11 protein-coding genes and 1 pseudogene are annotated in these 12,419 nt (G+C 67.8%); 4 read left to right on the top strand and 8 right to left on the bottom strand.

The annotated features are described in order from the left end of the window. Positions 1-121: pseudogene (locus tag VXC91_RS36840) on the top strand (succinate dehydrogenase); the annotation flags it as partial. Position 122: 1 nt separating this feature from the next. After that, positions 123-677, top strand: a complete 555-nt coding sequence (locus tag VXC91_RS36835) for a methyltransferase (protein WP_329511710.1) — start codon at positions 123-125, stop codon at positions 675-677. 43 nt (positions 678-720) lie between these two features. On the opposite strand, the gene VXC91_RS36830 is transcribed toward VXC91_RS36835, so the two are convergent. Further along, the gene (locus VXC91_RS36830; protein WP_329511709.1) at positions 721-2,703 is read right to left on the bottom strand and encodes a multicopper oxidase family protein; all 1,983 of its coding nucleotides are present in this window, start codon (positions 2,701-2,703) and stop codon (positions 721-723) included. Next, positions 2,700-3,167 (bottom strand): DUF6220 domain-containing protein, encoded by a 468-nt coding sequence (locus tag VXC91_RS36825; protein ID WP_329511708.1) that lies wholly within the window; start codon positions 3,165-3,167, stop codon positions 2,700-2,702. The genes VXC91_RS36830 and VXC91_RS36825 overlap by 4 nt, the downstream gene beginning before the upstream one ends. Positions 3,168-3,456: 289 nt before the next feature. Here VXC91_RS36825 and VXC91_RS36820 point away from each other — a divergent pair, with 289 nt between their 5' ends. Continuing rightward, positions 3,457-4,149, top strand: coding sequence for a response regulator transcription factor (locus VXC91_RS36820; RefSeq protein WP_329511707.1), 693 nt, complete (start codon positions 3,457-3,459; stop codon positions 4,147-4,149). A 76-nt stretch (positions 4,150-4,225) separates the two neighbouring features. Here VXC91_RS36820 and VXC91_RS36815 read toward each other — a convergent pair whose 3' ends face one another. Continuing rightward, the gene (locus VXC91_RS36815; protein ID WP_329511706.1) at positions 4,226-4,567 is read right to left on the bottom strand and encodes a hypothetical protein; all 342 of its coding nucleotides are present in this window, start codon (positions 4,565-4,567) and stop codon (positions 4,226-4,228) included. Positions 4,568-4,699: 132 nt separating this feature from the next. Further along, positions 4,700-6,874 carry an MMPL family transporter gene (locus tag VXC91_RS36810; RefSeq protein ID WP_329511705.1) on the bottom strand — a complete coding sequence of 725 codons (2,175 nt, stop codon included), beginning with the start codon at positions 6,872-6,874 and terminating at the stop codon, positions 4,700-4,702. A 232-nt stretch (positions 6,875-7,106) separates the two neighbouring features. Between VXC91_RS36810 and VXC91_RS36805 the strand changes: the two genes are divergently transcribed. After that, a complete protein-coding gene (locus tag VXC91_RS36805) occupies positions 7,107-8,345 on the top strand; it encodes a sensor histidine kinase (protein ID WP_329511704.1) in 1,239 nt (412 codons plus the stop codon). Between the two features lie 129 nt (positions 8,346-8,474). On the opposite strand, the gene VXC91_RS36800 is transcribed toward VXC91_RS36805, so the two are convergent. From VXC91_RS36800 to VXC91_RS36785, 4 genes are all read right to left on the bottom strand, one after another. Next, positions 8,475-9,320, bottom strand: a complete 846-nt coding sequence (locus VXC91_RS36800) for a hypothetical protein (RefSeq protein WP_329511703.1) — start codon at positions 9,318-9,320, stop codon at positions 8,475-8,477. Beyond that, positions 9,317-10,267 (bottom strand): ABC transporter ATP-binding protein, encoded by a 951-nt coding sequence (locus VXC91_RS36795; protein WP_329511702.1) that lies wholly within the window; start codon positions 10,265-10,267, stop codon positions 9,317-9,319. Before VXC91_RS36795 ends, VXC91_RS36800 begins: the two co-directional genes overlap by 4 nt. After that, entirely contained in the window at positions 10,260-11,501 is a 1,242-nt protein-coding gene (locus VXC91_RS36790) for a M50 family metallopeptidase (RefSeq protein ID WP_329511701.1), read from the bottom strand. The genes VXC91_RS36795 and VXC91_RS36790 overlap by 8 nt, the downstream gene beginning before the upstream one ends. Continuing rightward, a partial coding sequence (locus VXC91_RS36785; RefSeq protein WP_329511700.1) for a thiopeptide-type bacteriocin biosynthesis protein occupies positions 11,498-12,419 on the bottom strand: 922 nt, incomplete at its 5' end. The genes VXC91_RS36785 and VXC91_RS36790, both read right to left, overlap by 4 nt.

The following is a 12,419-nucleotide window of genomic DNA, read 5'->3' as shown; positions in this document are numbered from 1 at the left end:
CGGCATCGGCAGCAGTATCCGCGACGGCGCCCTCAAGTCCTTCGCCAATGTCTTCGCGCTTCTGCTCACGGCCGGCTTCATCACGTTGCCGGTTTCTGTCATGACCGGAGTGGTGAGCTGACATTGACTACTTCGCCGGCCACCGTGACGAGGCGTCCCTCTTCACCAAGTCCATGACCAACCTGTCGGTTGCCACGGCCGTGGATGTCGCTGCCGTTCTCGACACCAAGGGTGTCAAGCTCGCCATGGACGTGCGCGGTGCCGCCGGCGATGTCGTCCGGGCGATGATGAAGGCCAACCCGGAACTTCACGGTGGGGTTTTCGACCTGCCGCACATCGTCCCCGCCGCCGCGGAGGCCGCCCAGGCCGACGGGCTGGCGGAGCGCTTCACCGTCGTAGGCGGTGACTTCTTCGAGGAGGTTCCGGTGGCGGACCTCTACGTGCTGAAGTACATCCTGCACGACTGGGACGACGACGGCTGCGTACGCATTCTGAAGAACTGCCGGTCCTCGCTGGTGGACGGCGGCCGCGTTGCCGTCGTGGATCAACTCGTCGGCCGGATCGGGGAACCCGGGCTCGCCCCTGTCCTTGCCGAAAACCCCATCCACCCAGGCGGGAGGCGGTGGCTCGCCACCGCGGAGCTTCGGCCGACGCTCACGCCGGGACGTTTGCGCTGAAGCCGGTGCACCGCCCCCGGCTCCACCGATGTGCCGCTGACTCCTACCCGTGGGTGGCGTGTGCGTATCCGAAGTGCGTGGTCACTCCGTCGTAGGCGACGCGCAGCATCATTCCCTGCTCGGCGTGGCGCAGGTTGTGGCAGTGATTCATCCAGATCCCAGGGTTGGTGGCTTTGAAGGCCACCTCCCATACCTCTCCCGCCCGCACCTCGAACGTGTCCATCCACAGTGGACTGCCGGATGAGGGCGTCCCGTCCCTGGACAGGATCAGCACGGAATGGCCATGCAGATGCCAGGGGTGGGTCTCCAGGCTTCGGTTGACGACCGTGAGCCGGACGACATCGCCTTCGGCGACCAGCAGGTCCGGGACCGATGGGTGCCCCCGCCCGTTGACCGTCTGTGCGTAGGCCGGCCGGCCGTCGACCATTGCGAGCGCGCGGTCCAGGACGAGGGTGAAGTGCCGGTCAGCGGCGTCTGGATCGAACGGGGCACGAGCAGGCGTTCCGTACCGCAGGAGATCGAGCTCCGGCCAATCGGAGGTGTCCTCGATCCGGGGCTCGCGTTCGGCGTCGTCATCCGGGTGCAGCGTCACCCCGGTGTCGCGGTGGTTGTCGAGCACCAGCGCGACGGCCGTGTCCGGCATGACGAACACCAGGTCGTAGCGGCCGCCGGCGGGCAGCCGCAGGCTCACGTCACGGACCTGCTCGGGATGGTTGAGGTCGCGGCCGTCGACGGCAGCGACCCGGAACGGAGTCCCGGCCAGCGTGAGCCGGTGCGGATCCGAATCGGTGTTGATCAGCCGCAGCCGTACCGCGGTACCGGGTGCTGCGGTCTGTTCAGTGCGCCCGTCCTGATCCCCCACGACCACGATGCCGGCGAACGTGTGCACGGGCAGCGTGAGGTCCACCTGCTGCCGGCCGGAGCGCGCATCCGTCCGTTGTCCGGCTCGTGGTGTGACGACGAGCGTGCCGTACAGTCCCTTGCGCACGCCGGGGTCCGATGCCTCGTGGGTGTGGTACCAGTAGGTGCCCACCTGATCGGCGCGGAATCGGTAGACGAACTCCTCACCGGGTGCCACCGGACGCTGTGTCAGGTCCGGTACACCGTCCTCACCACACGGCACGTCGTAGCCGTGCCAATGCTGTGTGACCCCGTCTTCGATGTCGCTGTTGCGCAGCGTCACCTCGATCACATCACCCTCGGTGGCGGTGATCGCCGGGCCCGGTACATGGCCGTTGTACGTCCACGCGTCGATCTCACGCCCGGACCCCAGTCGTACGGTCGCCGCCTTCGCAGTGAGCACGTGCCGGTGCCTGGCACCGCCGGGAGACGGACTCCCCAGCCCGCGCAGATCGGCCACCGACAGTGCCGGACGGGAGCTGGACGAGTGACCTGGGCCGCCGCCGGTCACCACCGAGTCGGTGGATCTGAACAGCAGGCCGACGCCTGCGCCCCCTGCACCCACGACCCCGGCTCCGACGGCGGTGTTGATGAACCGCCGGCGGGTGAAAGCGGGATGACGAGCCGTCTCTCCGCGCACCCCCTCGTCATCTGCCTCTCGCGCCACGACACGGGCGGTCAGCACGGCGCCGGCCGACACGAGCGAGACCGTTGTCAGCGCAGTCGACCAGGTGAGGGGGTACCCGCCGAGGAAGGTCACCACGAGGCCGGCCAGCGCGGCGTACGCGGCTGTGAACAGCGAGACGACGCAGCTTGCCGGCGGGCGCTCGCCGGCCGCCTTTATTGCCGTCCACAGCCGAGGCCCCGCGGTGAGCACCGCGGCCACCCCGGCGACGCCGAGCAACGGAAGCCCCAGCAGCACCTTGTCCGCTACGAACCACCAGCCTCGGCCGGCCAGGATCGACACGGTGGCGGCCCGGGTGAGCGTGACCAGGACAGCTGCAATGAGCAGTCCGAATCCGAGTTGGTGGCGCCGGAGGGCTGCCGCGACGCCTGCCCCGAACCACGACACTACGCCCAGCAGGGCAATGGCATGGTCCAGGACAATCCACTGGGCCGTGGTCATTGAGCGGATCCCGGGGTGGGCCCGGCAGCTCGAGCATCGTCAACGGCGGCCCGCACGGTGGAGGCCGAGGAGTTCGACAGCTCGCGCGCCTGGCGGAGGATTCTGCCGGCCACGCCCATCATGATCAGCCCGTTGACCGCGTGCAGGCCGAAGACGAGTTGACCCGCGGTCGTGGTGTCTCCTGTGTCACCGAATGCCTTGGCGATGATCGCGATCACAGGCTGAGCTATCCCCAGCCCGGCGAGCAGACCGGTCATGCCGACGAGCCGACCGGGTATGCGGGCCAGCGCGGCGGTCAGCGTCGTCAGGAGCGCAAGGAGGACGATCATGTAGCCCAGCGCCCGGTGCGGCCCGAAGGACTCGTCATTGGGCGCGGTGTCGAACGCTCCGCTGCCGGCCAGGAAGAACTGCACTACGATCGCGAGCATGAGCACTGCCGCCAGTCCGGCGATGGTTTTATGCATCGAAGAGCGCCTTCGGGTTGGTGTGGTCACGGACGTGTTGCTTTCCGTCGGCGGGTTCACGAAAGGAATCGTCGCGTCGACGACCCGAGCCGTCCTCCGATAGCGGACGGCTGCGCGTACGCAGATCTGCGTACGCGGTTGGCGTTTGATTGCGCTCTTCGCCGTAGATGATCACGGGCAGACGAGTATTCGGTGTTACCCGCCCCGGCAGTATGATCCCGGGTATGCAACGCAGAGCCACGCCGTTGGCAAGCATGCGATCCCTGGCGCCGACCGGAACGGCGCACCTATGAACGCAGCAGGCACATCCTCGCTCGGCAACGCTCCGATCAAAGTTCTGCTCGCCGATGACGAGCGTCTCGTGAGATCCGGGTTCAAGGTACTGATCGACGTCGAGGACGACATCGAGGTGGTAGGGGAGGCCACCGACGGTGCCGAGGCCGTCGAGCGGGCCCGTACGACCCGCCCCGACGTTGTGCTCATGGACATCCGGATGCCGAAGCTCGACGGGATTCAGGCAACCAGCCAGATCGTCAAGACGCATGGGCTTCAGCATGTCCGGGTCCTGATCCTCACCACCTACGAGACCGATACGTACGTCTTCGAAGCACTGCAGGCCGGCGCAAGCGGGTTCATGCTCAAGGACGCGGGACCGGCCGAACTCCTCCATGCCATCCGGGTCGTCGCCGCCGGAGACGCGTTGCTCGCCCCGCGGATCACCCGACGCCTGATCGCCCAGTTCACCGCGCAACGGGTCGCCACGCAGGCCGGCGAGGACCTGCTGGCGGTCCTGACCCAGCGCGAACGTGAAGTGCTGGCTCTGGTGGGACAGGGCCTGAGCAACGACGAGATCGGCACTGAGCTGTGCCTGAGCCCGGCCACCGCGCGCACCCACGTCAGCCACGCGATGGTGAAACTGGGTGCGCGGGACCGCGCACAACTGGTCGTCATCGCCTATCGGACAGGGCTCGTCAGCCCTTAGCCGTGATCCCGCAGCGTCGCGGCGGCGGTCCCGTCAGGCGGCCGGCGGCATGGCGCACCCCGGTCGTCCAGCAGCATCACAGAAAGCGCCCGTCCGCCGAGACATCTGTGTGGAGTCCGGCGGCCGGCTGGTGGTCGGCCGATGACGAGCCCTCCATCGCCTGCGCGGCGGGACGACGTCGCACCGGATGCCGTAACTGACGAGCTGCAGCTCCGGACACCGGGTGAGCGGGGCGGACGCGGCCTACGCTCTGACCGTCGACGTCCGTGCGGCAGCGGGCCGTTCCGGCCTCATCGCGCACTCCGCCGACCGCCGTCACGAGGACGGCGATCGAGACCTGTGCAGCTGGCGGTGCGGCACGTGCCGGCACCCCGAGCAGGGCTGCCGGTGCGGCGGTGAGCAAGCGACGGACGGACAAGGAGTTACTTTCGGATACCTGATGCGTATCTGAGAAAGCGCAGGTACGACGGGGCGTCGTCACGCGGCCGGCCATGCGCGAGGTGGGTCGGCCCGGATCCACCTTGACGGTGGATCCGGGCTGCAGGAGGGGTCAGACCCTGACCCCTCCCTCCACCTCGGCCGGGGGTGCCGAGACCGTCTTCGGTGCCCGGCGTCCGGGCATCCACCAGTTGGCCTTGCCACACAGTTCCATCACCGCGGGCATCAACACCATCCGCACGATGGTGGCGTCGATGAGCACGGCGATGGCCATGCCCACAGCCCCCTGTTTGACTGCGACGTCGGGCCCGAGCACGGAGGTCATGAAGACGGAGATCATGATGGCGGCCGCGGCCGTGATGACCCTGGCGGTTCGTGCAAGCCCGCGGGTGACGGCCACCCGGGTGTCGCCGGTTCGCTCGTACTCCTCACGGATCCGCGAGATCAGGAATACCTGGTAGTCCATCGACAGGCCGAACAGGACCGGGAACATCATCATCGGCACCCAGCTCGTGACCGGCATCTCGGTGGGGAAACCGAAGGCCGTGCCGAGCCATCCCCACTGCACGATCGCGACAACCACACCAAAGGCGGCGCCGATCGACAGCGCGTTCATCACCGCGGCCTGCAGGGCGATCGTGACCGACCGGACCAACGAGAGCATCAGCACCATGGACAGCGCGATGACGACCCCGATCATCAGAGGCAGACGTTCGGCGGATTCCTCGGAGACATCGATGGTGCCGGCGTTCGGTCCGCCGATGAGGACCGCTTCACCACCGGGCGCCTCGGGCAGCACATCGTCGCGGAGCTTGTGCACCAGGTCAGCGGTCGCTTCGTCCTGATATCCGGTCGTGGGGAAGGCCGTGAAGGTGGCGGCCTGCCCGTCCTTGCTGACCTGAGGCGGCGTGGCCTGGGCGATGCCCTCGGTCCTGCTGACCGCCGCGACGACAGGACGCAGATCGGCGTCCGCGGAGTCGACCTCGGTGGCGAAGATCAGGGGTGCTCCGAAGCCCGGACCGAAGCCCTCGGAGAGGATCTTGTACGAGATATAGCTGCTTCTGTCACGGGGCTGGACACTGGCGTCGGGCTGGCTCAGCCGCATCGACAGCATGGGGGCGGCCAGCATCAGCAGGAACCCGCCGGCGAGGATCGCAGCGATCAGCGGCCTGCGCTGCACCACGCCAGCCCAACGCTCGGCGGGGGTACGGCGTTGGGACAGGGCATCGACCGGCTGGTCCCGGCGGGACGCGCGACGAGGCAGGCGCAGCGAGTTGATCTTGTAGCCGGTGAACCCCAGAAACGCCGGCAGCAAGGTCACCGCGGCAATCATCGTTACCAGCACCGCGATTGATGTCGCAACGGCTACCCCGGTCATCAGCCGCTGTCCCATGACGATCAGGCCCAGCAACGCGATCACGACGGTCAGGCCGGCGAACAGCACCGCGCGACCGGCGGTGGAGATGGCCGTGACGGTTGCGGTCTCGGGGTCATCGCCGTCCCGCAGGCTGTCCTTGTAGCGGGTCACGATGAACAGGGCGTAGTCGATGCCCACACCGAGCCCGATCATCACGCCGAAGATCACAGTGAAACCCGGCGCGGGGACCACGTGCCCCACCAGCTTGATCAGCGCGAGGCCGGCCGCCAGTGCCAGCAGGGCGGTCACGATCGGCAAGCCCATCGCCACCAGCGACCCGAAGGCGATGAACAAGATCACCGCTGCCGCCAGGATGCCCACACTCTCGGCCGGACCCTGAGGGGGCGTCTCCGCTTTCTCCGCCATATACCCGCCGAGCCCGAAGGCAACGCTGTCGTCGGAGGCGTGCTTGACCGTGTCCACCAAGGGCTTGACGTCGCTCTTCTCCACCTCCTTGTCGCTCAGCGGGATGGTCATACGGGCGATACGACGATCCAGTGTCACCAGGCTCGCGTCCTGATACGGCGAGACCACCGGCCCGGTGATGGACGAGTCGGAGATGTCGGCGACGACCTTCTCGATCTTCTGCCGGGCGGCAGGGTCGTCAATACCCTTGTCTGCCTTGATCGCGAGGGTCAGCGTGTCCCCTGACCGTTCCGGAAAGTGCTTCTCAATCAGCTCCTGCGCCCTGGCCGACCCGGAGTCTCCGCCGGAAAAGTCGTCGTCGGAGGCGGCGCCGTAGTTGAAGCCGACGAACGCCACGACGATCACACCGACGATCCAGGTCAGGAGGACCAGGCGGCGGCGACGGAAACAGAAGCGACCCAGTCCCGCCAGAGCTCCATCCGTACGTGGAGACTCGGTTGTCATCATCTGCTCCTCACTGGTTGAGCCTTGCGGCATGGCTCGCTTCTCGATATGGGGAGGTTGATCGGTCACAACGGCGATGGTTCCGCACGCAAGACGGCCCCGGCCTCTGACGACGGATGGTGATGTCTACGCAATCGGGCGTAACGGGCTGTGTCGCGCTGCGCCTGTCGACGTAGCAAGTCGCGCGTCTGAGCGGAGCGTTGTCCGAGGACCCGAACAGTAGGATCACGGTATGAAACTCCGCCCCGGGTCGTTCTCCCTGCGGGTGCTGACCCAAGATGTGCTGCTCGCGCTCTTCGTCACCGTGATGCAGGTGCAGGGCACGGTCACCCTCGCCGCCGCCAGGGGGACAGAACAGCGTTCGTTCAGCGACTTCGGATACCTGGGATTCGTGCTGCTGGTGGTGGGTGGCCTGGTCGTGGCCGTCCGCCGCTTGTGGCCGGTTCTGGTGTTCGCCACCGCCGCAGTCGCCAGCCTGGTGTACTACGTCCTCGAGTTCCCGGACGGGTACGGCTGGCTCGGACTCATGATCGCCCTGTACACCGTCGCCGCCTACGGTGACGGACGCCGGTCATTGGCGATCGCCGGCGTCGGCACCGCGATCCTTGCCACCGGGTGGCTGTTCGCAGCGGCCGACGTAGAGCCGCGCGAGGCCATCGGCTGGGTGTTCTTCCGCATCGGTGTGTCGGTCATGAGCACGGCTCTCGGCGAGTCTGTCCGGTCCCGGCGGGTCATCGCGGCCGACGCTCAAGAGCGTGCGGAACTGGCGGAACGGACCCGCGATGAAGAAGCACGCGCGCGGGTCGATGCCGAGCGACTCCGGATTGCGCGCGAAGTACACGACACCGTCGCTCACGCCATAGCGATCATCAACGTACAGTCCGGGGTCACCGCGCACGTGCTCGACAAGCGACCGGAACAGGCACGCGAAGCCTTGCAGACCATTGAGCAGACAAGTTCCCGGACGCTGCAGGAGATGCGAGCCATCCTCGGCGTTCTCCGTGGCGACAGTGACGACCCCGTGCCGCACGCCGGTCTGGAACAGATCGACGACCTCACCGCCGAGGCACGCGCCGCCGGACTGGACGTCACGCTCGAAGTGAACTCGCCCGCAGCGCCGTTGCCGAGCGCGGTGGACAGCGCTGCCTACCGGATTCTTCAGGAGTCGATCACCAACATCATCCGGCACACCGGCCCGACTCAGGTGACGGTCGCGGTGAACCCGGGGATCGACCATCTGGAGATCCGCGTCACCGACCAGGGCCGCGCCGGTTCCCATGGCGCCCCCGCGCGTCGGCCGTCCGGCAACGGCACGGGCACAGGCATGCGGGACAAACCCGGCCGCGGGATCCTGGGCATGCGCGAGCGCTGTCAACTGCTCGGCGGAGAGCTCAACGCCGAGCCGACTCCGGGCGGGGGGTTCGAGGTCATGGCACGGCTGCCACTCGCACCGACCGGGTCACTCCTTTGAACACAGCGTCCCGCAGCCAGATTTCAGTGCGGCAGAGCTCAAACCACCGTGCGGCTGCTCCCGTACCCGAAAGAAACCTCACTCTTTCCGCCAACGACCCCTGAGGCCCCGAAAAGTCGACGTCGCTGTTCAGGTCACATCGCGACGTGAGACGAGCAGCGCGGAGAGGCTGAGGCACACCACCACGTACGCCGCCAGCACCGCGCTCGCGGTCAGCGGCCCGGAAACCGAGACGACCCCAGGGATCGAACTGTTCGGCTTGCCCGACGGGTCGAGGGCCGTGGCGAGGGAGCCCGCACTCGGGCCGATCAGCAACCCCTGCACCCCTTTCAGCAGGGGCAGCGTGCCGGCCAGTCCGGACACCAGGTTCTCCAGCGCCAGCAGCCAGAGCAGACCCACACCGATGGCGGCCCCGGTGCCTCGCAGCAGGAGCGACAGGAAGATACCCAGGCTCGCCGCGGCCATACTGATCAGCCAGACGGCGCCGATTCCGGCCAGCAGCGTCACCGCGTCCGGCCAGTGCGCGGGCCGGCCGGTGAGTGCCGCGACGAGCCCGCTCGCCCCCGCGCTCACCAGCAGCACCAGCACCGAGATGCACAGCACCGCCGCCGCTGCCGCCCCGGCCTTCCCGAGCACCGCCGAGGTACGGCCGGGCCCTTGGACCAGAAGCGTGCTCCAGGTCCCCCACCGGTACTCCCCGCCGACCAGGACAGCACCGAGAATCAGCATCAGCGCACTGCCGAACATCGGGTACAGGTCCACGGTGCCGGACAGGAACTTGTCCGGCAGCAGCCCGCTGATCAGCTTCTCCGGATCACCCGACGCGCCGACCGGCCGGTTCCTGACGGCCAGCCAGACGATGTACGGCACCACCATGCCGAAGGCCACCGCCAGCCCGGCCCACGCCCCGCCGACGATCCAGACGCCGGGACGCTTGCGTGTCGACAGCAGTTCTGCCCGAAGGACGCCGTTCAACGGTTGACCACCTCCATGGGTTCCGGTCCGGTGGGCTGACGGTCTTCGACCAGATCGAAGAACACGTCTTCCAGGGAGAGGACGTGTTTGCGTAGTTCGCTGACTTCGAGCCCGTTCACCACGAGCAGCCTGTTGACGGCGGCCGCCTCACGCGGGTCGACGACCACGCGCAGTTCCCCGTCGACGACCGCCACCGAGCGCACAGCCGGCAACCGGCGTACGAGTTCGGCGGCGCGCTCAGGCGAGTCCACGGTCACCGACAGCCCGCCTTCGTCGGCGCCTCGGCGTAGTTCCGCCACCGTGCCGTCGGCAATCAGCCGACCTCGGCGGATCACGCTCACCCGGTCGCACACATGCTCCACTTCGGCCAGCAGATGACTGGACAGGAGCACTGTGCGGTTGTCGCGGCGCAGACCGGTGATCAGGTCGCGCATGCCGGCCATGCCTTCCGGATCGAGACCGTTGGTCGGCTCGTCGAGGATGAGCAGCGCGGGGTCCTTCAGCAGTGCGGCGGCCACCGCGAGGCGCTGTTTCATGCCGAGCGAGTACGCGCGGAAGGCGACGTCCGCCTTGGCGGCCATCCCGACCTCTTCGAGAACCTCCGCGATACGGGCTGCGGGTACGGACGCGTATCCGGCGAGGATGCGCAGGTTGTCCCGGCCGGACAGATGCGGGTACAGGGCCGGGGCCTCGATCAGTGCGCCTACCCCGCGCAGGCTGCTCCGGGTCCCGGCCCGGTGGCCCAGCACCGTGGCGGTCCCCGAGGTGGGTCGGACGAGCCCTACCAACATGCGCATGACGGTGCTCTTTCCGGCGCCGTTCGGGCCGAGGAATCCATAGACCTCCCCACGGCGGATGCACAGGTCGAGGTCGAACACGCCGGTTTCCGGGCCGTACTGCTTGGTCAGCCCGCTGGTACGGATCGCGATGTCGTCGCCGTCACTCATCAGTGGTCCGCCGTTCGCCGGAGCGGCCGCGGGCGGCCAGCGACAGAACACCGGCGACCACTGCCGTCTCCGCGGCGAGGATCACCACCGCCCAGGCCGGCCCCACCCAGCGCTGGAGGCTGCCGAACCACACCCACATCAACGCGCAATAGGCCGACAGGAGAAGCAGCAGCGTCGCGACTCCGTAGAGAGCGTAGGTGCGGATGTCTCGGGGCGGGTAGGTGCTGAGCCGTTCCCGGGCGGCAGGGTCGCGCCGGCGCAGTCGCAGCCGCCAGAACCGGTAGGACTCGCGACGCAGATCGGCGATGTTCAGCGCGTGGGTGAGCATCACATAACCATCCGATCGTAGAATCGGCAGTAGATTGATCGCGGCAGCACCGCTGCCGAAGAGCAACAGGCCGGCCACGAGCGGACGCCCGAGCGGTCCGTCGCCGACCAGCCACCACCAGGCCGCCACTGGTACCAGAGCCAGCAGACTGACGAAGACGCCGGCGAACGCCGTGCCCACCCGGGCCCTTCGCTGGTGGAACAACACGATGTCGTCCGTGCGGCAGTACGGGGTCAGCATGGGAAACCGCCAGCTGAGCCCGATCTCGGTGACCGTGCCACCGAAGTGACGGCAGGTCACACCATGCGCGAACTCGTGCAGCACGGTGATCCCCCACAGCAGCAGCGCCGACAGCGGCAGGGTGATCCACGAGGACTTCTGATGCGTCGCCTCGTGGGTCAGGGTGGCGACATGCGTCCAGACGAATACCTGGACAGCGGCCAGCAGGACGAACGCGGGTATCAGGAACGCCGCACGGAAGGCGAACGCCAGTCGGTTCGCCAGGGCGGCGCACATCTCGTCGGGGCGCAGGATCACCCAACGTCGGCGCAGCCAGCCCTGCCGTGCAGACTGCTTGGCCTCGTGGGCCTGCTTGAGCCTGTCCAGAGCTGCATCATCAGCGTATCCGTCCAGCAGTTGGTAGCGCCCAAGCATGGTGAACATCTGCTGCCAGTGCCCGGGTCCGAGTCTGCGGTCGTAGGTGTCGGTGTATCTGCGTCCGATGTCCTCGAGGGTGTGCTGTCCGTCCATCAGCCCCATGACGAAGTGCTCACGCGGGCCGACCCGGTAGTAGCAGCCGGTGAGGGCGTCCTTGACGTGGTGCACGGTCTTCGGGCCGGACCGCATGGCCGGGCCGAGTACCACCTCCGGTCGGAGCCGGGGCCGGTCGTAGGTCGTGCCGGTCACCGCAGCGCCTCCTGGGGAGCCATGTCGGACAGCGCGTTGCAGATGACGTAGGACAGGTAGATCTCGTCGAGGATGCTCACCCCGAGCCGGTTGTTGGTCATGTGGACGTAGGAGCTGAGCACGATGGCCAGCGCGGTCTGCGGGTCCTGCACGGGACCGTCGCGAAAGCTCAGGGACCCCGCATCGGCCAGCCTCACTACCCTGTCACGGAGTTCGCCACAGTGGGCGAGCCAGGCCCGCTCCAGTTTGGTCGGCGACGCCACGGAGTCGTCCCGGGCGCTGTCCCGCACATGCTGCATCCGGGGCACCAGCCGGTCCTTCATCCGCTCGTAGCTGCGGTCGAAGCGCTCGTGCTGGCTATCACTGGGCTCCTGGTACGAGGTCTCCCACATCGTGCGGTAGCGGGTCAGGAAACGCGCCACCGCCTCCTCGTCCCGCAGAAAGGCGAAGCACAACCCCGCCGTCAACTGCGCGGCTTGGCCGAGCAGTACGGTGCGCACGTGCACATTGGTGGTCTCGAGCAGGGTGATCACCGTCTCGCTGGACTCCTGGAAGTGCCACTCGGCGAGTTCCATGCCGGCCGGGCCGCCGTACCGGTCCAGCTCCCGTTCGTAGGGGATGCGGGCGACGCTGTTGTTGTCCCGAAACGGCATCGCGCCGTCCGCACCGTACAGCGCGTTCCAGCGCTCCTCGCTGTATTCGGCCAGGAACATGTTCTTGTACAGGTCGCCGCTGGCGTCGCGATCCTCCTCGTACAGGGCGGGGCGCTCTCGCAGGAACTGCTCGAGCGCTGCCCGCGCCGTCCGGGCGACTTCGGCGGCCACCGACGCGTCGGCCGGCAGCAGGCGCAGCCGGACATGGGGGCCCTCCAGCCAGTAGCGGATGAAGAACCACGTGCGCAGCAGCCCCTGTTCGCTC

The organism is Streptomyces chiangmaiensis (genome assembly GCF_036281785.1).
Lineage (GTDB): Bacteria > Actinomycetota > Actinomycetes > Streptomycetales > Streptomycetaceae > Streptomyces > Streptomyces chiangmaiensis.
This window is presented reverse-complemented; position numbering and strand designations above follow the sequence as displayed.

What these genes read in the sequence shown, in the direction of transcription:
- VXC91_RS36805 (WP_329511704.1), top strand. Translation starts at nt 7,107, where the DNA reads ATGAAACTCCGCCCCGGGTCGTTCTCCCTGCGGGTGCTGACCCAAGAT.
- VXC91_RS36810 (WP_329511705.1), bottom strand. Translation starts at nt 6,874, where the DNA reads ATGACAACCGAGTCTCCACGTACGGATGGAGCTCTGGCGGGACTGGGT.
- VXC91_RS36825 (WP_329511708.1), bottom strand. Translation starts at nt 3,167, where the DNA reads ATGCATAAAACCATCGCCGGACTGGCGGCAGTGCTCATGCTCGCGATC.
- VXC91_RS36830 (WP_329511709.1), bottom strand. Translation starts at nt 2,703, where the DNA reads ATGACCACGGCCCAGTGGATTGTCCTGGACCATGCCATTGCCCTGCTG.
- VXC91_RS36795 (WP_329511702.1), bottom strand. Translation starts at nt 10,267, where the DNA reads ATGAGTGACGGCGACGACATCGCGATCCGTACCAGCGGGCTGACCAAG.
- VXC91_RS36820 (WP_329511707.1), top strand. Translation starts at nt 3,457, where the DNA reads ATGAACGCAGCAGGCACATCCTCGCTCGGCAACGCTCCGATCAAAGTT.